15 protein-coding genes are annotated in these 19,573 nt (G+C 59.6%); 7 read left to right on the plus strand and 8 right to left on the minus strand.

The genetic code is table 11. The annotated features are described in order from the left end of the window. The first annotated feature begins 1,035 nt into the window (after positions 1–1,035). The 5 genes from NP945_RS18485 to NP945_RS18505 are packed head-to-tail and all read left to right on the plus strand — an operon-like array spanning position 1,036 to position 8,632. Entirely contained in the window at positions 1,036–3,771 is a 2,736-nt protein-coding gene (locus NP945_RS18485) for an AMP-binding protein (protein ID WP_372337979.1), read from the plus strand. After that, positions 3,768–4,751, plus strand: a complete 984-nt coding sequence (gene nadE, locus NP945_RS18490; protein ID WP_256747283.1) for an NAD(+) synthase — start codon at positions 3,768–3,770, stop codon at positions 4,749–4,751. Before NP945_RS18485 ends, nadE begins: the two co-directional genes overlap by 4 nt. A 3-nt stretch (positions 4,752–4,754) precedes the next feature. Further along, positions 4,755–6,776 carry an asparagine synthase (glutamine-hydrolyzing) gene (gene asnB / locus NP945_RS18495; RefSeq protein WP_256747167.1) on the plus strand — a complete coding sequence of 674 codons (2,022 nt, stop codon included), beginning with the start codon at positions 4,755–4,757 and terminating at the stop codon, positions 6,774–6,776. After that, the gene (locus tag NP945_RS18500; RefSeq protein WP_164762524.1) at positions 6,773–8,326 is read left to right on the plus strand and encodes a class I adenylate-forming enzyme family protein; all 1,554 of its coding nucleotides are present in this window, start codon (positions 6,773–6,775) and stop codon (positions 8,324–8,326) included. The genes asnB and NP945_RS18500 overlap by 4 nt, the downstream gene beginning before the upstream one ends. A 39-nt stretch (positions 8,327–8,365) precedes the next feature. After that, the gene (locus NP945_RS18505) at positions 8,366–8,632 is read left to right on the plus strand and encodes an acyl carrier protein (protein ID WP_027036262.1); all 267 of its coding nucleotides are present in this window, start codon (positions 8,366–8,368) and stop codon (positions 8,630–8,632) included. Positions 8,633–8,689: 57 nt separating this feature from the next. Here NP945_RS18505 and NP945_RS18510 read toward each other — a convergent pair whose 3' ends face one another. The 7 genes from NP945_RS18510 to NP945_RS18540 all read right to left on the minus strand — a co-directional run bounded on the left by NP945_RS18510 (position 8,690) and on the right by NP945_RS18540 (position 15,661). Beyond that, positions 8,690–9,382, minus strand: coding sequence for a class I SAM-dependent methyltransferase (locus NP945_RS18510; RefSeq protein WP_164898619.1), 693 nt, complete (start codon positions 9,380–9,382; stop codon positions 8,690–8,692). Between the two features lie 114 nt (positions 9,383–9,496). Next, complete coding sequence (locus NP945_RS18515) at positions 9,497–10,759, minus strand: polysaccharide biosynthesis/export family protein (protein WP_256747168.1); 1,263 nt, start codon at positions 10,757–10,759, stop codon at positions 9,497–9,499. Beyond that, positions 10,746–12,005, minus strand: coding sequence for a hypothetical protein (locus NP945_RS18520; protein ID WP_256747169.1), 1,260 nt, complete (start codon positions 12,003–12,005; stop codon positions 10,746–10,748). The genes NP945_RS18515 and NP945_RS18520 overlap by 14 nt, the downstream gene beginning before the upstream one ends. Then, on the minus strand, positions 12,002–13,006 hold the full coding sequence (locus NP945_RS18525) for an SDR family NAD(P)-dependent oxidoreductase (protein WP_256747170.1): 1,005 nt from the start codon (positions 13,004–13,006) through the stop codon (positions 12,002–12,004). Before NP945_RS18525 ends, NP945_RS18520 begins: the two co-directional genes overlap by 4 nt. Before the next feature lie 85 nt (positions 13,007–13,091). Beyond that, positions 13,092–13,766 carry a sugar transferase gene (locus NP945_RS18530; RefSeq protein ID WP_256747171.1) on the minus strand — a complete coding sequence of 225 codons (675 nt, stop codon included), beginning with the start codon at positions 13,764–13,766 and terminating at the stop codon, positions 13,092–13,094. Further along, complete coding sequence (locus NP945_RS18535) at positions 13,763–14,899, minus strand: DegT/DnrJ/EryC1/StrS aminotransferase family protein (RefSeq protein ID WP_256747172.1); 1,137 nt, start codon at positions 14,897–14,899, stop codon at positions 13,763–13,765. Before NP945_RS18535 ends, NP945_RS18530 begins: the two co-directional genes overlap by 4 nt. Positions 14,900–14,938: 39 nt before the next feature. Continuing rightward, the gene (locus NP945_RS18540; protein ID WP_128302539.1) at positions 14,939–15,661 is read right to left on the minus strand and encodes a sugar phosphate nucleotidyltransferase; all 723 of its coding nucleotides are present in this window, start codon (positions 15,659–15,661) and stop codon (positions 14,939–14,941) included. A gap of 510 nt (positions 15,662–16,171) precedes the next feature. Between NP945_RS18540 and NP945_RS18545 the strand changes: the two genes are divergently transcribed. Further along, positions 16,172–16,846, plus strand: coding sequence for a response regulator transcription factor (locus tag NP945_RS18545; protein WP_256747173.1), 675 nt, complete (start codon positions 16,172–16,174; stop codon positions 16,844–16,846). On the opposite strand, the gene NP945_RS18550 is transcribed toward NP945_RS18545, so the two are convergent. Next, a complete protein-coding gene (locus NP945_RS18550; RefSeq protein WP_256747174.1) occupies positions 16,839–18,581 on the minus strand; it encodes a PAS domain-containing protein in 1,743 nt (580 codons plus the stop codon). The genes NP945_RS18545 and NP945_RS18550 overlap by 8 nt on opposite strands. Before the next feature lie 213 nt (positions 18,582–18,794). On the opposite strand from NP945_RS18550, the gene NP945_RS18555 reads away from it, so the two are divergent. Beyond that, positions 18,795–19,502 carry a helix-turn-helix transcriptional regulator gene (locus tag NP945_RS18555; protein WP_127267495.1) on the plus strand — a complete coding sequence of 236 codons (708 nt, stop codon included), beginning with the start codon at positions 18,795–18,797 and terminating at the stop codon, positions 19,500–19,502. The last annotated feature ends 71 nt before the right edge of the window (positions 19,503–19,573 follow it).

Below are 19,573 nucleotides of genomic sequence, written 5' to 3' on the forward strand. Positions count from 1 at the left end.
GTGCCGAGGTCCGGTGAACAAGTTCCCACAAAACCTTCTGACGACCGTTCGATCGGCGCTCAGGCGCGACGTCACCATGAAAGCGGGATGCGCCTGAGTTCAGGCCTGCGTCAGTCAAGCTGGCATCGCGGGCAAATGGTCTCCCGGCGTCCGGGTTGGTCATCGGCCTGACGAAAAGAACGGCGTCTAGGAACGATTCCGGCCGGCTGCCGTTGCCTAACATTAGATATCTCTTATGGAAGTTGCGAAATGCCGCTGTGTCAGAATCTATGCCCTCTTGAAATGACGTTCAAATGCCCGCGTTGCGGATTGGCTTTGCTGAAACCCGGGCGCTGGTTTCAGGTTGCATCCAAATATCGCTGCGAGGGGTGTCACAGCGAAATCCGGATTACTTATCCCGACAAGATTGCACTGTTCCAGAAGCATGCGGCGCAGCGCGAGGCTCCACCTTCGCCAAAGCATAGCTCAGTCCTGACCAAGTCATTCAGCGGCTAGGCCATGGTCCTGCCAGGGGCGGCGGGGCGACTGAACGCTGACTGCCGGCGGCAGGGTTGCCTGTTGCATGGAACGAAATCCGTTCCCTGCGGTTGGAAGGTCATGCCTCCAGCTACACGCAATTGAACCGGCCATGCCCTGCAGTCAGGAGCAGTGATGCAAACATACCTGGTAGAGCAAATGGAAGGGGACGACGTGGTTGCGGCGAGTAATGTCAATGCGTCCAGCCCGTTCACGGCGGCGACTATATCAACAGGACGCCAGGTTACCCTGCGGACATGGGAAAACAACTGGGTTCGTGTCACGGATGAGCTTGGAGGGGAAGTATTCGCATACTGCTTCGTTTCAGGCACTGGCGAAGCGGACCGCAGCGCACAGCCCGACACTTCGGTAAGGTAGCACAGCCGAGCGAGCGCAGGCTGGCATGCTCAACTTCGAACGATTTAAGCGATCAAGACCGCCTCGCGCATCATCCGAATGATTGATGAAAAGATCATGCCGCGGGGCGATAAGCGGCAACAATCCTAGCGTGGGGCCCTTATGTCTCTGGCGCATTTAGAATCTTCGAGGGCGATTCAAACGGTGCAGGCTGACTACCAAGCGGTGGTCTCTTGTCGATGGTCAAAAGTTCCCGATCATGCTCTTGACGAGGGCGGGCCCGTTCTACGTCTGCATCAACGGATGGGAACTGGCTTCGTCGATATTCCGGTCTTTGATCACCTGAGGGAAATCGCCGGGCGTTATTCCGAGAAATTAGCCGCCAGCGACGGCACCAACCGACTGACCTATTCCGAGCTTTTTCGGGCGGTCGAGGCCTTGGCCAGCCGGATTGAAGCCGTCGTTCCCGACGGAAATGCGGTTGGAATACTTCAGGCCAACTCGGTCTGGTACACCGTTGCCATGCTGGCCAGCATGGCATCCGGTCGACCGTCAGTGCCGCTTAACGTGCGAGATCCGGACTCGCGCATCAACGAAATCGTCGCCGACGCGAGGCTCTCCGCCATAATTGGCGACAAAGGCCTCCACGGCCTTGATCTGCCCCAGCACGTTGCCCGGATCGAGATAGCGCAATCGTTGCAGGCAACGCTTCGTCCAGCTGGACACCGTACCGTTTCTGTCGATGCACCGGCAATCGTGCTTTATACCTCCGGCAGCACGGGCCGCCCCAAGGGGATTGTCAACAGCCAGCGGAACTTGCTGTGCCGAGTGCAGCAATATGTCGACGCGTGCCACATCAATGCGCAGGATGTTTTCCTGCCCCTGACCGGCCCGGCAACCATCGCCGGTTGTCGGGAAATCCTTGCCGCTCTTCTTACGGGTGCTACGTTGCAGCTTGTGGAGGTCGAAGCCGTGGGCCTGCGCGCGGTTCGCGGCCGCATGCAATCGGAAGGCGTGACGATCACCTATCTGGTGCCGGCATTGCTTCGCGCTCTCCTGGCGGATGAGCCCGCGGACGCCTTTGGTTCACTCAGGGTTGCCCGAATTGGAGGCGAGAAGGTGTCCTCGGCCGACATCCGCCTGGTGCGCAAGGCTGTCCCGCCAACTTGCCTGGTGCAGATCGGCTATTCATCGACGGAAACGACTGGATCGCAGTGGTTCTTGCCGCACGATTGGCCGGAATTCGATTCCTCAGCTCCCGTCGGTTGGCTGCTTCCGGGTATCAGCTTCGCGATTGTCGATGAAGAGGGTTACCCGGTTCAGCCCGGCAAGATCGGAGAACTGTTGATCAGAAGCCCGTATGTCGCACTCGGATATTGGGAAAATGGGGCAGTCGTTCCGTTTGAAATAGATCCCGACGACCAGACGCTTCGTATCTTTGCGACGGGCGATCTTGTGCAAATTGGGAGTGATGGCCTGTTGCGGATCATCGGTCGCAAAGGGCGCCAGATAAAGGTCAATGGGCGGCGCGTTGAGCCGGCCGAACTCGAACGGGTTCTGCGTGGCGCGCCGTCGGTGAAGGATGCCGTGGTTATCGTCACCCCGGCGAATGAACTGGTTGCGTTCGCCGTCCCGCACGGCGGGGCGGGAGCCAGTTTTTGCGACGAGCTGCGCCAACTTGCCAGGACAAAATTGCCGCCGGCGCTTTGCCCGCTGCGGCTCCACGCAAGCGCCGAGATACCGCGACTGGCCAGCGGAAAGATCGATATGGCAATGCTGGCTGCAATCGACCTTTCGGTTCGGGAAACAACGCCCCCACCGCAAATCGCCCATGCGGGAAATGAAGTTCCTGCTCATCAGATAGTACGGCGTGCCTGGACCAAGGTCCTTAAGACGCGGGTCGCCCTGGGGTGCTGGGATGAAGCGGGGGGAGATTCGCTTAAGCTGCTCCATTGCGTGATGGAAATCGAAAGCGCGATCGGGCAGGAGCTCGGATTGGAAGCCTTCACGGTTGGAATGAGCTTCGATGAGATGGTTGCAGCGGTCATTTCCGCTCAACGAGGCGGAGAGCACGCGCCCGCCTGGAAACACGAGCCTCCGCTGCTTTTCCTTTTCCCCGGGTCGGTCGGTTATGGTCCGAGCCTTGCTTCGTTCGCATCGGCAATAAGCAAGGTCGCCAGGGTGTCTCCCATCAGATATCCGGCCCTGGGCATGATCCTGCAAGGTCAGAACACTGTCGCCGCAATGGTCGAAGCTGCAATCGATCATATCAACCGCGTGCAGCCTACCGGCTGTGTTCGCCTGCTTGGCCACTCGCTCGGAGGAGCGGTCGCTTTTGAGGTTGCCGCGCGTCTGCTTGATCAAGGGCGAGCGGTAGCGTTCACGGGCATTCTGGATACCAGTCTGGTTGGCGAGCGCAGCAAGCGTTGGGAGACCATTACCCGGACATTTCACCGGATCCGAACCAATCGTATATCGGCTAGTCGGGTGGCGTGCCGCGCGCTTGCCAAGGTCGCGGTCAAAATGCACTGCGAATCCCGGCTTGCCAGCTTCCTCGACCGCTATGCCGAGGGTCAGTTCAACCCGACGAGCTTCAGAACCAAACTGGAACTGCAGGAGGTTCTGCGGGCGCGCGCCTTCTTCCAATGGCTGGCAGAACCCAGGCCGATACTGCCGATCACCGGCACCTTGTTCCGTTGCGCGCGGCCCGGAATGCCGCTTGCACTCGGGTGGGACCGGGCATTCGTCCATCTGGACGTCATTCCGATCGCCGGCACTCACATCGACATGGTCGTGGAGCCCCATCTGACCATCAATCGCCCGCTCATCGAAAACGCTGTGACCGAGACCTACTCTTCAGTCGAGTCACGCCAACAGGAGGCAGTGTCATCGACCTGATCGGGGAATTCAGCAGCGATGTGCTGGCGCTCGATGCCCGGCTGGAGATCGATCGCATCGTCGAGACTTTGCGCGAACAGGTTCTCGGCACACAACGGCGTCGCGGAGTGGTCGTCGGGCTCTCCGGAGGCATCGACAGTTCGGTCGTCGCAACGCTGTGCGCACGGGCGTTCGGGAAGGACAAGGTGCTCGGCCTGTTCATGCCGGAGCGCCATTCGTCAGGCGACTCGTTGAGGCTTGGCCGCAGCGTCGCCGGGCAGCTTGGCATCGACACAATCCTTGAAGATATCGAGCCGGCGCTTGAAGGCATCGGCGCCTACGCCCGACAGATCGAGGCCATCCGAACTGCCGTCCCTGGATATGGCGAAGGCTGGAAATGCAAGCTGGTCATGGCATCGGTGCTGGAGAGCAGCGGCCTCAATATCACGCGCCTTACGGTCGAGGATCCGCACGGAAAGATCGACACCGTGCGTCTGTCGCCGGCGGCTTACCTGCAGATCGTCGCTGCCACCAACTACAAGCAGCGGGTTCGCAAGATGACCGAGTATTATCATGCGGACCGCCTCAACTATGCAGTGGCAGGCACGCCAAACCGGCTCGAATATGACCAGGGCTTCTTCGTCAAGCAGGGCGACGGCGTCGCCGATGTGATGCCTATCGTCCATCTCTACAAGACCCAGGTTTACCAGCTGGCGGAATATCTCGGCATTGACAAGGAGGTGCGAACAAGGCCGCCGACCACGGACACGTTTTCCATGGCGCAAACCCAGGAGGAGTTCTACTTCGCCTTGCCCTATCAGCTGATGGATTTGTGCCTCTACGGCACGAATCACGGAATTTCGGCCGGCGTGGTTGCCGCCGCCGCTGGCCTCACTGCCGCGCAAGTCGAGAAGGTCTATAAGGATATCGTCAGCAAACGCCGCGCTGCCCGCTATCTTCACGCACGGCCGCAGCTGCCCGCTGCGATGGACAGGGATTGACCCATGTGCGGCATCGCCGGAATTGTGGCGCTGAACGCGGCTGCGGAGCCTCCTTCACGAGCCGCGCTTCTGAGAATGGCAGCCGCGCTCTCCCATCGAGGTCCGGACGAAAGCGGCCTTTATCGCGACAGGCGAGCGGGGCTGGCGCATACCCGCCTGTCGGTCATCGATCTCTCGACCGGACAGCAGCCCCTCGCCGACACAGGCAATACCACCTGGATCGTGTTCAACGGCGAGATCTTCAATTACGTCGAGCTGCGTGACCAACTCATAGCCCTGGGACATCGTTTCCGCACCCGCAGCGATACGGAGGTCGTCGTGCATGCCTACCGCGCCTGGGGCGTGGGCGCGTTCGAGCGGCTGAACGGGCAATGGGCACTCGCCATTTGGGACTCGCTGACAGGCCGCCTCGTCCTGTCGCGCGATCGGTTCGGCATCTGCCCGCTGCATTTGTGCGAACACGCTGGCCGCCTGCATTTCGCCAGCGAAGTTAAGGCCATCTTCGCAGCCGACCCGGCGATACCGCGGGCCTTCGATCCGGCGGGGGTCGACCAGACTTTCACGCTGTGGACGGTCGTACCGCCGCAAGGCGTATTTCAGGGGATACAGGAACTTACCCCCGGCCATGTCCGCATCTATGACAATGGCAGCGTTCGTGAGCACGCTTTCTGGAAACCTTGCTATCCCGAGAGCGAGGACCTGGCCCATGGCACCTTCAGGGGCTCGCTGGAGGATGCGGTGGACGAAGTGCGCGGCGCCTTGCAGGCCGCGACGGCGCTTAGAATGGTCAAGGCGGACGTGCCGGTCGGCTGCTACCTTTCCGGCGGGCTCGACAGCTCACTTGTCGCCATGCTCGGGAGGCGCTTCGCCGGCGCGCCGCTCCAGACTTTCTCGTTGCGTTTTGCTGACGCCGAATATGATGAAACCCGTTACCAGCGGCTGGTTGCCGGTGCGAGCGGCGGCGAGCACCACGAGGTGATGGTTTCGCGCGGTGACATCGCCGAGATCTTCCCGGATGTGATCCGTCATGCCGAGCGTCCGATTCTCAGGACCGCGCCGGCGCCGTTGTTCCTTCTCTCGAGGCTGGTGCGCGAACATGGCATCAAGGTCGTGCTGACCGGCGAGGGGGCCGACGAGATGTTCGCCGGCTACGACCTGTTCCGTGAAGGCAAGGTCCGCCGCTTCTGGGGGCGGCAGCCCGCATCCGCCCGACGCGCGCGACTGCTGGAACGCCTGTATCCTTATCTCAGCCGCTCGCCGGTCAAGCAGCAGGCGATGGCGCGCCAGTTCTTCGGACACGGTCTCCATGCATATAGTGCGCCCGGCTTCGCGCATGATACCCGCTGGCGCACCACCAGCGCCATCAAACGGCTGTTCTCGGCCGACATGCACGCAGAAGCGGCGCGCCACGACGCAGTGGCGGACCTGCTCTGCCGTCTGCCCGAAGAGTTTCCACGATGGGGTCCTCTCGCGCAGGACCAGTATCTTGAGATCAGGACGCTGATGTCGGGCTACCTGCTCTCCTCTCAGGGTGACAGGATGCTGATGGCCCACTCCGTCGAGGGGCGCTTCCCGTTCCTGGACGACAGGCTCGTGGCCTTGGCGAATTCGCTACCGGCCGACTACAAGCTGCGCATTCTGGATGAGAAACACGTGCTGAAGCGTGTGGCGAAATCGATCGTCCCCGCGGAAGTCGTGGCCCGCAAGAAGCAGCCCTACCGGGCGCCCAACGCACTTTGCTTCATGGGCGATAGCGCACCCGCCTATGTCCGCGAAGCACTCTCGGAGACTGCCCTGCGCGCGGCGAATGTCTTTGATCCGAACTCGGTCGCGCGCCTGCTGGACAAATGCGCTGCCAAGACCGGCGATGGCGATCTGTCCAACTCGGACAATATGGCGTTGGTCGGCGTGCTGTCGACGCAGCTCCTCCATCAGCAGTTTGTCGCAAGCCGTCCATCAAGCGGGCGTGCGGTCGACCTCAGGATAGATGTCGATCGCCTGCACAGGGAAGAGGTGCTGGTATGATGCATGGCGCCGTCCCTCTGCTGCACGACTACCTCAGCCATTCGGCCGGCCGGCTCGGCGACAAGGTGGCGCTGGTGTGCGGCGGGCACCGGCTCGCCTATGATGAGCTTGAGACACGTTCCAACGCGGTCGCCCATCATCTCGTCACGTCCGGGGTCGCCCCCGGTGACCGCGTCATGATCTTCGCCGACAACACCGTCGAGACCGTGGTCAGCTTCTGGGCGGTTCTCAAGGCAAGCGCCGTTGTGTGCATCGTCAATCCGCTCACCAAGAGCGACAAGCTGGGGTATTTGCTCAACGATTGCCTGCCGGCAGCATTGATCACCGACAAACATTTGCAGGCAATCTTTACTGAACCGGCGCGTAACTGTCCGTCGCTGCGGCGGCTCATCGTCTCCGGTCCGGTGGACGTCGCCGAGCTCCGGGGATTGCCGCATGCCGTGCGCTGGGATGAGGCGGCTGCCGGCCACGGCAAAGCGCCGGCCCGCCGCCGCATCGATATCGATCTCGCAGCCATCATCTACACGTCGGGCTCGACCGGCGAACCCAAAGGCGTGATGCTGACGCACAGGAACATGATGGCAGCCTGCACGTCGATTGCCTCGTACCTCGAACTTGGCGAAGACGATGTGATCCTCAATGTCTTGCCCCTGGCCTTCGACTACGGCCTCTATCAGATGATAATGGCATTCCGTACCGGGGCGCGCTTGGTCCTCGAGCGCTCGTTTGCCTTCCCCGCACAGATACTTGCGATCATCGAAAGGGAGAGAGTTACAGGCTTTCCCGGCGTGCCAACCATCTTTGCCGCGCTGTCGGATCTCAAGACGCTGAAGGCAGATGATTTTGCAAGCATAAGGTATGTCACGAACACTGCCGCGGCACTGCCGCTCAAGCACATTCGCCTGCTCCAGGAACTGTTTGCCGATGCTCGCATCTATTCGATGTACGGCCTGACCGAATGCAAACGCTGCACCTATCTTCCGCCGGAAGATCTTGCTCGAAAACCGTTGAGCGTGGGGATCGCCATCCCGAACACCGAAATGTGGATTGTCGATGAGGATGACCGAAGGGTCGGTCCCAATGTCGTCGGCCAGCTGGTCATTCGCGGGGCAACGGTCATGAAGGGCTACTGGGGTAAGCCGGAGGCTACCGCGAGGAAGCTCAAGCCTGGTCCTTTGCCCGGCGAGCAGGTTCTGTACACCGGCGACTACTGCCGAATGGACGAGGAAGGGTACCTCTATTTTGTCGGCCGCAGCGATGAGATCATAAAATCGCGGGGAGAAAAGGTAGCGCCCAGGGAAGTCGAAAACGTGCTGATGGAAATCCCGGGAGTACGGGAAGCCGCGGTCGTTGGAGTTCCCGACGACCTGCTAGGGCAAGCAGTGAAAGCGTTTGTCGTCATGGAGCAAGGAACGATCATGGGCGAAAAGCAGCTGCGGATGGAATGTCAGAAGCGGCTGGAAAACTTCATGATTCCGAAGTCCATCCAGATTGTGTCCAGTCTACCGATGACGGACACGGGCAAGCTCAAGAAAATAGCGCTTTCATAAAGCGACACCTGGAAATCATTTGGATCGGAGGCCAATTCAATGCTGAGCACGAACAACAGAATTGACACCTACAGCGATCAGATACGCGCCTTTCTGGCGTCAAATTTCTACGTGGCCGACCCGCGTGCCCTGGAGGTTGAAACGTCGTTGCTCGACCAGGGCATCATAGACTCGACTGGAGTGCTTGAAGTTATCGGCTTCGTCGAGGAGACATTCGGCATCACTGTCGAGGACAGTGAACTTCTGCCTGAGAATTTCGATTCCATCCAGGGAATTGCACGTTACGTGCTCAGCAAGGAAAACTGATCGCTGGGCCGCTTTAAGGGCGTCCTCCCAACCGAGCGCGCAAACCAATGGCGCGGCTCACGCTGGCGCTTTGGCCCGTGCACAAACCACCCTGGCTTCACCGGCTTTGTTTGCAACCGCGCGAATGCTCTCGTAGGCTTTGGAACGCTCAACCAAACTCATGACCTGCCGGTCCTGGCCAAGCCCGACCTCGAAAAGCAGCATGCCACCTTGCCGCAGATAGCGCCGCGCCTCCTTGATCACCCGCATGTGAATGCTCAGGCCGTAAGGCCCGGCAGCGAATGCCTCACGTGGTTCAAGTTCCATCAGATGCGCGCGGTCGTTTTCGAGCCGCTTCTCGGAGATGTAAGGCGGGTTGCAAACGACCAGATCGATCGTGCCTTCGAGCTCCAGACCCGAGAAGGAATTGAACAGGTCGCCCTGCAGCACCGAAATGCGTCCGGCCAGGCCAAGATGGGCGACATTCCGGCAGGTGGTTTCGACACAGCTGTCAGTGAGATCGCTCGCCCAGACGCGCGCGGTGGGGACCTTGTATCCAATGGCGCAGGCGAGATTGCCCGCTCCGCAGCACATGTCCACGACACGCGGGACCGGCCGATTAAGTTCACGAAGCACATTGAGGGCGGTGCTGCCGAGCAATTCCGTCTCCGGGCGAGGGACGAGCGCGCCGGGCGCGACAACCAACTTCAGCCCCATGAAGCCGATGCGGCCGGTGATGTAGGCGCTGGCGACATCTATTTCACCAATCACGACAAACCCGCTTTCTTGATTTTCCCATGCCCGATTTCTCAGGTCGCCCGGGTCTTCATGCCGTGAGGCGAGGCATCAGCCACTGTCGTTCCCGAGTCGGTTCACGTCGCGTAACTACTGGATCGCCGCGCTCTGCAGGTCGCTGCTGAACCTCACCTCGATGGTGTCTCCAGGCGCGACCTCAGTGTCCTGGTCGACCGGTCGACTTCTCGACGCGTCGCCGGCTCCACCGGTTATTGTGATCCGCGCCTGGAAGGTTTCGCCGGCGACCGGCAGCGGAAGAGCGGACGCCCCTGATGGCTGAAGCTTCTGGCTGGCTGCGTGGAGCCTTGCAGTGGTCTCGGCGAGGCGAAGGTCGGTGTCCCTCAACTCGTTCAGAAGGCCGATCCTTCGTTGATTTTCATTGCGTTCCTGCTGCCTGACGAAGTCTTCCTGCTGGCGCCGCGTTCTCATGAGTTCGACCGAGGTCTCGAGCGCCCGGCTCGACGACATCAGCACTGCACGTCTGACGTCGGCGAGCCTGCTGTTGGTCAGGTTGCCCGATTCGAACGATTTGGTGACCCGCGCCAGATCGTCCTCATCCTGTTTCACCGCTGCCGCTTCCGTCTGCTCGCGCTTGAGCAGAACCTCGACCTCAGCCTCGGCATCCTTGGCTGTCTTGTCGAGATAGCTTTGCTCCTGTTGAAAATTGTTCAGCGAAATTCTGAGACCCTCCGCTTCCGCCTGCGCGACCGCCGATATCAATACATTCGACAGGGGCGAGCCCTGCGGCGGCTGCATGTCAAATTCTGCCTGGTTCTGAAGTTCGGCGCGGATGCGGGCGCCATGAAAGTAGTCCCTGATGTAATCCCCCCAGATCGACTCGTAGTCGCGTCGCAGATCAACGGGATCAGGTCCGCTTTGGCTTGCCCGCGACCGCAGAAGGCTGAAACCGCCGGCGACCGCAATCGCCTGCCGGACTGTCATGAGTGGCCGGTAAGCCTGCTGCCCTGGCGTCAGCACATCGCCAGTCACGTAGATCGGCCGGTACTCCGCGATCACGGCCGTGACGTCGCTCGGCTTGATGATGATCATTTGCTCCCGTCCATCAGGCAGACGCTGGTGGACGATCTTGGTTGGCAGCACCGCTTCCATGCGCGTCTGCAATTCGGCCGGCGTCAACCCGCCAACCGGGATCATCCCGAACTCGGGCAGCGCGATCGAGCCATCCATCTGGACAACCGCGCGTTGCGTTCGTTCCGCTATGGAGGCAATTCCTATCTCCACCGTGTCGCCGGGGGAGAGCTTGTAAGCCACCGGCGCTTCGGCCGCGGTTGCGCTGCTCAAGGCCAGGCACCCGGCAAGCGCTGCAAAGGAAATTCGGCTAATGAAGGCCATTGATGGCAATCTCCCCTTGTTTCAGATCCGGCTGCTGCGGCCAATCGAGATGGGCGACGAATTCGTAGACCGGCCCGCCCGGCACCCCCCAATTGCTCGACCAGATCACTTGCGACCCATCGGGGGACGGGGAGGCGTGTGTCTCGCTCCAATAGTCGAACGGAGCGTTTCGCGTCTGCACGATCCGTCGGACCTCTCGACTGCCGTCGACACGCAGCGCGATCACCTCGCGCGAGTATGGAGCCCATTCCGGCTGGCTTCGAACCTCCTCGGGATTGCCCCCGTAACTCATAAATGCCCATTCGGGCCTGTCCAAAGCACGCAGCGATGCATGCTCGGCCTCGCCGAACTTCATGAGCGACATGACCTTTCCATCTGACAGCCGACGTTTGATCACCTGATATTTGTCGGGGCTGGATTTGCTGATTCCGACGTAAATTTCGCTACCATCCGCGTCGAGAGTCATATCGCCATGGCCGGGCCGATGATGGTCCTTCCACGTCTGGCGCAAGGTGCCGTCGATTGCGAAAATGGCTCGCTGCTCGGTGCCGTCGGCCAGGTTTTGAAAACACAGGATGTTTTCTCCAAGCGGAGAAATGGTGCAGGAACTGGTCGTTCCAGCAACCTGGGCGAGACCGATGTCCGGGTATTTCAGACGCCGGTCGAGGTCATATGCGAAGACGACGGCAGCACCATCATCGCGGGTCGCGCGTACGGCAATGCGGCTGCCGTCACGACTTGGATTTCCCTTGGACGGGCCGAATTTAAGATCCCGATATTTCGCAGCGGCAAAAACTATGTCCTCACGATTGCTGCGGGGCGCCCAGGTCGAGATATTCTGATCATCGACACAAATCATCAGGTCCGCGTTTCGAGGGTGCCATTCGCACTCACCCGGCTTGTTGCGATGGAACAAAGGAACGTAGTTTTTCCCGTCGAGGAAGCACATGCCGTTGCAGCCGTTCATGAGGACGAGGAGGCTCTGATCGGCATTCCACGCTTGCGCGCTCGAGTACCGATGACTGCAATATATTTTGCCGCAGACAATTCCGCCGCCAAGAGCTCCGGGCTTGGTGATCCGAGTGAAGCTGATCCCTGTCGCCGGATCGGTTGCAGGTTTCAGGTAAGCGGGCAGATCCATTGCCGGCTCCGTGCCTGCCGCACCGCTCGGCCGGTTTCCGGCTGTGTGTAGCGCCAGCAGAGCGGCCATCAGCAGCACAGCCGGTATGAGCCGCGGAAAGGTCATGTCATATAGCTCATTTCGCGACGGACGCGGCCCTCGCTGAGGCGCGAACGCCACCACTCGATGGTTCTTTCCAGACCGTCACGCAGGCTTGTATGCGCCCGCCATCCGACTTTACTTTCAAGGTTCGAGGAATCGGCGAGCAACGCGCGAACCTCGGAGTTCTGCGGCCGCATCCGGCTTTCGTCGCGACGGACCGGTTTCCTGGTGCCACTCAACTCGAGCACCAACTCCAAAACGTCCGAGACACTGACGGCGCGCTGGCTGCCGGCATTGTAGGCATGGCCAAATTCAAGCTTGGCGGCCCCTGCCGCCACAAATGCCGCCGCAGTGTCTTCCACAAAGGTAAGGTCGCGGATAGGGCTGGTGTCGCCGACCATGATCGCCGGACAGTTCTCGTCCAGAGCCTGCCTTATGATGGTCGGCACGATGGCCCGCTCGCTCTGGCGCGGCCCGTATGTATTGAACGGTCGCAGGATGACCACCGGCACATCGAAGGACCTGGCATAAGACGCCGCCATCATGTCCGCGCCAATCTTGGATGCGGAGTAGGGGGACTGTCCCTGCAACGGGTGGGATTCGTGGATCGGCATGGTCAGAGCGGTGCCATAAACCTCGCTCGTGGACGTATGCACAATGCGCTCGGTTTCCCAGTGGCGTGCCGCTTCGAGGACATTCACGGTGCCCAGCACATTGGTCTCCACATAGGATTGGGCAGCAGCGTAGGAATAGGGAATCGCAATCAGCGCAGCCAGATGAAACACCACCGCCTGGCCGCGCACGATCCGGTTGATGAACGCGCTGTCACGAACGTCGCCACGAATGCATTGCAACTGGCTTCGAACGTGGTCGGGCAAATCATCCAGCCAGCCATGGCTGTCGAACGAGTTGTAGAGGGCCAGTGCCGTGACATCGGCACCTTCGTGCACCAGCGCTTCCGTGAGGTGGGATCCGATAAATCCATCCGCACCGGTGACCAGGACCTTCCTGCCGCGATAGCTCACGACCGTGCACTCCTTCGATCGTGTGAGCCGTCAAACTGGCGAACGAACAACAATCCATTCATGCCAAACTCCTCGCTTGCCAACTCTACCCACTTGCCGCGGGAGGCAGGGACACACCGAAAACCGCCCTAAAGCCCCGCATTATCCAGACGAGGTCCGATACAATCGTGCGCCGCGGATAGTAGGCGAGGTCGATCGTTGCCTTGGCCGGGAACAGGACCTCTCGATAAAACAGGAGCGGATCAAGGGAGGGCGGGTAAAAACAGGCTTCGTGACGGAAGAGAACCTGGGTTGGGCCGAGCAGGCCAGGCTTCCACTGTAGGACAGCTTCATTGCCGCCGCGGAAACAATCGGCGAAGGCAAGGCTTTCCGGCCGCGGCCCGACAATTGCCATGTCCCCCGTGAAAACGTTCCACAGTTGGGGCAGTTCATCAAGTTTCGTTGCCGCGAGAAAACGGCCTACCCGCGTCATGCGGCTGTCATCGTTCATGGTCAGCGCAAGGCCGAAAGGATCGGCTGTTGTCCTGAATTTGCGGAACTTGTACATGCGAAACGGTTTTGCGCCGGCGCCCAGGCGCGTCTGTACGAAAAACACCGGCCAACCACCTTCGACAAAGAGTGCAACGGCAATCAGGAGCATCAGTGGAGCGAGTACAATTCCCGCTGCTGCAGCGAGGATGATGTCCATCGCGCGTCTGGCAATTCCGTGGCTGGTGCCAGCTACGGCGGGCCGATGCATCGTCACGTCGAGTGCGTTCATGCCGCGGCTCCCGCACGCCCGCTGCTTTCAATCGCGGTGGCTAGTGCAACAACCACCGACTCGATCGCACTTGCCGTAATTTGCGGGTGTAGTGGAATCGTCAGCTCCCGCTGCGCGAAGTCCTCGGTCTTCGGCAGATGGATTTCACTGAACATTTGGCGATAAAGCGTCATCTGGTGCACGGGCGTATAGTGGATTGTGGTCTGTATTCCCTTCGTTCGCAGATGGTCGATTACCGTTTGCCGGTCGATGTCATGCGGCAGGAGGACAGGCATGATGTGGTAGGCCGAGGTCCGCGGTTTGCCGAACGGGACTGTCACAGCCGAGCAGTAATCTGCGATCAGACGCCGATAGAGGACGACCAATATGCGCCGGATTTCATTCCATTCCTGCAGATTTTGAAGTTGGACCAAGCCAATAGCGGCGCGCAATTCGTCCATGCGATAATTGAAACCGAGCATCGTCACGTCGTATTGCGGCGTGCGGCTGTTCAGCCGCTGATGTGTGCCACTGGTCATTCCATGTCCGCGAGCCTGGCGGATCGTTTCACGGAGCTGTGCATCCCGGGCAATAACGGCCCCACCTTCCGCGGTGGTCATGTTCTTGTTGCCGTAGAAGCTGAAGGCCGCAGCCGCACCGTAAGTCCCCACCTCCTTAAGGCCGGGAGCATGCGCGGCATCCTCGACGATATGCAGTCCTCGCACACGGGCAAATCTCTGCCATTCTTCCCGGTCGGCGAGATAGCCGGCAAAGTGGACGAGAATGACAGCCTTGGTGCGTCCGGTGCACTTGGCCTCCGCGTCGCTTAGGGACATCAGTGGCACTTCGGCCGACTCTATGTCGACGAATACCGGTGTTGCTCCTACGTAGAGCACTGCATTCGCGGTCGCCACGAAGGTCAGCGAGGGAACCAGCACTTCGTCTCCGGGGCCGATCCCAAGTGCATGGAGAATGAGATGCAGGGCGGCGGTGCAAGAGCTGACGGCGACGCAATCGACCGCATCGTGCACGGCTGCGAAGGCCTCTTCAAAGGCTCTTACCTGGTCCCCCATCGTCAGCCACCCACTGTCGACAACTTTGGCCAGGGCTGCCTTTTCCGGAAAGCCAAGAATAGGAGCGCTGACCAAGAGCATTACGACCTCCTCATGTTGGCGCGGCAGGGCGTTCAGCCCTCAAGCGGCCGCTGCCGAGACCTCGATCGATGCGGACTGCTCTTCCCAGGCGATGGTTTGTGCGTTTTGAAAATCTTCAACGCGTCCGATATCCAGCCAAAGCCCGTCATGTTTGTAGACGTGCACATTCGTGCCGTTTTGCATCATCTGCAGCATGAGGTCGTCGAATCCAAAGGCGATGCCGTCAGGTATAAAACGAAAAACGTCTGGATTCATGCAATATATTCCCATACTTACCAGATGAGTCAGTGTCGGTTTCTCGCGGAATACTTTAACAGTGTTCCCGACCTCGTCGATGACGCCGAAGTCCATCTTGATGATGCGGGAAGCTGTGGCTATGGTGACTGGATCCGTATGAGTGCGGTGTGACGCCACAAACCGGCTGAGACTGAGATCGGTAAGTACGTCCCCATTGAGAACAATGAACGGCTCGTCCAGTTCCTCCCTGATCAGGGAGAGCGGGCCAATAGTGCCGAGAGGTTCCAACTCCTGGGTATAGCGTATCCTTAGATTCCACTGTGATCCGTCTCCGCACACGGTGCGGATCAAGTGCCCCAGATAGCCGGTCGTGACGTAGACTTCCTGAATGCCGTTCCGTCGCAGCCACTTCAAAAGCAATTCAAGAACCGGTCGAGCACCGATCGGCATGAGAGGCTTGGGCAAGATGGATGTGAAAGGCCGAAGGCGTGTTCCCATTCCACCGCACTGAATGACCGCTTTCATCTCGTCCTCCTGTTGATACGACTGTCGCGGTGTGATGGGTCCAGCCCACCCGGCCGGAAGGTACGCCAGTGTTGGCTTCGCCTCTCCGGAGTGCAGCGATGGTAAGTGGCGCCCGAGAAGGCGTCGTCGTGCATTTGAATGGCACTTTCCCGGCCTTTTGATTTCAATATTCCAGCCGGCAGGGCATGGCGCGGCAGGGCGATCAATCAGAACTGGGGAGCTGTGGCCGCTCGATTGGCAACTGCTGTGCACATGTCCGGCGCCGGTAACGACCTTCTCGGAAGGGAATTGCTACGTTCGTACGAAAAAAACACTTCATTATCTGGCCCTGAAATGTGTGCGAGTGTAAGCTATATTAGAATGTTGAAATGTGCGGATGGGCGGCGGCGAGCGTCGACATACGGGGGATCAGCGGGGCGGCTGATCTGTGTTGGGTCACCGTGCAGTCCATCCAAAGGGAGGTTTCGGCAGCTAGGGACACATGCGGGGCTGCCAAAAGGTGGGTGGTTCATGTATCGTATTATCATCGCCGACGATCACGGCTTGTATCGTCGTGGGCTGCGACTGGCATTGATGGCCGGCATTCCGGACTTGGAAATATTCGAAGCGGCATGTTTTGATACCGTCATAAGCCTGCTTGAAGATCAGGCGCCCGTTGATCTCGCCGTCATCGACCTGCACATGCCGGGACTGTCGGGTCAGGATGATCTTCGCGACGTCTTACCGGCTCATCCCGACACACGGTTTGCTATTGTCTCAGGGACGGATTCACGCGCCGAGATTCTAACTGCCCTTTCGATTGGGCTTCATGGCTATATCGTAAAATCCCAAACGGACGAGGAGGTGGTCCTGGCGGTGAACGAAATCCTGGCCGGCCGCATTTACGTTCCGGCACTTCTTTCACAAAGGTCCAAGGAGTCGGTACGCCTTCCGTCCGAGGCTCCCATGCAAATGCCCCACAGGACCATCAGCGTCAACAATCTGGGGAGGCTTACGTCCAGACAGAAGGAAGTCCTCAGGTTGATGGCCGAAGGTTACTCGAACAAAGAGATTGCCCGCTCTCTTGAAATTGCGGAAGCGACGACGAAGATTCATGCTGCCGCCGTCCTGCGCGAGCTTGGAGCACGAAATCGGACGGAAGCCGCGGTCTTGCTGAAGACATGGGCCGCCAGAGACATCAACTAGCGCCGATTGCTTTTGGCGGCAGCCGGACCGAATATTTTAGTCCGTGATCCAGCATCTCGAGCTTGGAAGAGTGGCCCACGATAGGCTCACCGTCGGCTCCAATAATCAACGACCCAAAACCACGCCGAGCCGAGGTGGAGACCCGGCGCTCTCCCGATTCCGACCATTCGAACACTATGTCGGCGCCGGGCTCCTGGGCTGCGAATTGCCACACGACCTCGATCCGGCCTGCCGGAGTGCCGAGAGCCCCATGCTTCACGGAATTGGTCGTAAGTTCGTGAACGATCATTGCGAAGCTCTCAGCCGAACCCTCTGCCATTTTTACTTCGGGTCCACTGATCGAAACGTTGTGCGTCCCCATATAGGGCTGCAATTCCTGAGCAATGAGGTCACGGAGGGAAGCCGACAGGCTGCCATCGCGTGAAAGAAGCAGATGCGTCGCCTGGAGTGCGCCGATTTTTTCGATCAGTGTCTGCTTGTAACGGGCGATATCGTTGTCGGGGGCACCGACCATATTTACAAGCGCCGTGATCACCGGAAACAGATTGTTGAGCCTATGGCGCTGTTCAAGCATGGCCTGCTCTCGCTTCTTCGCCGCAGCCCGCAGCAGAATGGTTATGCGTCGATCGGTGAGATCCGCGGCGACTCCTATTCGCTGTGCACGACCGTCGCGCAATTCGTCCCGGCCCCGAAGAGCAATCCAGCGGATATGCCCGCCAGCTCGCCTGATGCGGATCTCCGCGTCATAGTTGGCGCCTGATGCAAGCTCTCCCGGGGCCGTCAGATTAGGCAAGTCGGCCGGGTGAACGACAGCGGCCAATTCCTGCAATGGACGGCTCGGCGCGGGTGCCAGTCCCATCATTTCCCAGAACGCGGCTGAGCCATTCACGGATCCGCTCTCGAAATCTATACGCCACGTTCCCAACCGGCTGGACGACAGCGCCAGGTCCAACCATTCCTTCTGAGCCCGGAGTGCCTCGCGGGCGGTTCGCTCTCCAGATATATCGTCCACCATTACAAAGATGCTTTGAGGGAGAGCATCGGCTGGCACGGCCAAAGACAGCGCCAATCTTGTCCACAAAACCGTGCCGTCCTTTTTCAGGAGACGGATCTCCGAGCCGAAAGAAGTCGTGTCCTTGAGGCGAGTCAACGCTTCCGCCAAAGTGTGGTTGTCGTCAGGGTGGACGAGTGCCCTGAGCGGTAGACTCGAAAGCTCTTCCTCGACATACCCTGTCATCTCACAGAGACGTTTGTTGGACCGTTGCAACTCTCCGTTCTCGCTCATGTTGGCAAAGCCGATAGCGGCACGTTCGAATGCCCAGCGATAACTGTTTTCGGTTGCCTCCAAGGCCACGAGTCTAGCCTCTGCAACCTGCAAAAGGGTGCGGTAGTCCTGCCTCTGCCGGTGGAAAGTCAGGGCGATCATCCCCCCTGCAACGAGCAGCAGAATGGCCCTAATCCAAACCTCGACGTTAATTGGGTTGCTCAGGATATCCCGCGCCAACAAGCCGACGGCCACCATCACAAACGTTGCCGCAAGGGCAATCAGGCGATCTTCGAGATATGAGATGGCAATAATGGTGGGAACAAATTCAAAAAAGCCGATGTCGTATGCCATGGAGGCGGGCAGCGCCGTCTCGACCGCAAGTGTCGCGATCAGGAGCGACATCGAGGCAAGGTGGGTTAGCAACTTGCTTGAGCTGTTCGGATGCAAATTGAGCGAAAGCAAACGCATGTGCCAAACTATAACCTTCTGACTAGTCCGTCGAGATTAGACCGAAAAGCGTACAGACTAGTCCGACCGCAGGATTGTTCCCTGGGATTGTAGCGCGCATTTTGTCCGATGTCGGGGGCGGATCGGACCGCAATTCTCCAAGCGACCTGACTGACATGTTGAAGGCACCTCCTTTTGACAGGGAGGCGTTGCCGTTTTGCGGGAGGTAAGAAAATGGCACTGGTTGGTAGGCAAGATGATGGAGTTCTTGGTCGCCAATATGGAGGTTTCGGGGGAAAGCCCGTCTCGGCCTTGAGAACGCAGGGTGGCCATGGTTCCGCCTGGCACCAAGCACCACAAAGGTTCGACGGCGTGGCCGTCGAGCCAAAGCAGAGCAGCCTTGCATCTGTTGTGGGAATGCTTGATCGCATCGGGTGTGGCTATCTGATCCTGAACAGCGACAGGAAGGTCATGGAGTGGAATTCAGCCGCTCAAAACACCTTGGAGCGCGAGGGCGAGGCAGCTGATACGGCCGGCAAGGTGTCGGTTGCTCTGAGGCGGCTGATCGCAAACGTGCCGGGGAATTTTCTTCCCGGCACGCTTTCATGGGTGGTGATCCGCGGCATGGGCGACAGGCCCTTGGTTTTAAACGAGAAGGGCATAGCAACGCCTGACGCGACGAGTATCGTGGCGCTGCTGGATCGTGAAAACAGATCCGGGCCAAATCCCCAGACGCTGCAAAGAATGTTTGGTCTGACGAGTGCCGAAACGCAACTCGCGCTGCGCTTGGCGCAGGGCGATGCCCCTTTGGAGATAGCCCGCAAGCGGCGCTTGAGCCGGACCACGATAAGGTCACAGCTGGCGTCGCTGTTCGCCAAGACCGAAACTCGGCGCCAGGCGGAACTGGTAGCTCTTCTTGGGCGCATATGCGTCCTGCCGTGAGATAACGGCCGTACCATGCGCGCGCGCAACAGGCTTGTGCGCGCGCAATCTGTTGCCGGCGTGCTTGTCCG

It is taken from the genome of Mesorhizobium sp. LMG17149 (genome assembly GCF_024518695.1).
Classification (GTDB): domain Bacteria; phylum Pseudomonadota; class Alphaproteobacteria; order Rhizobiales; family Rhizobiaceae; genus Mesorhizobium.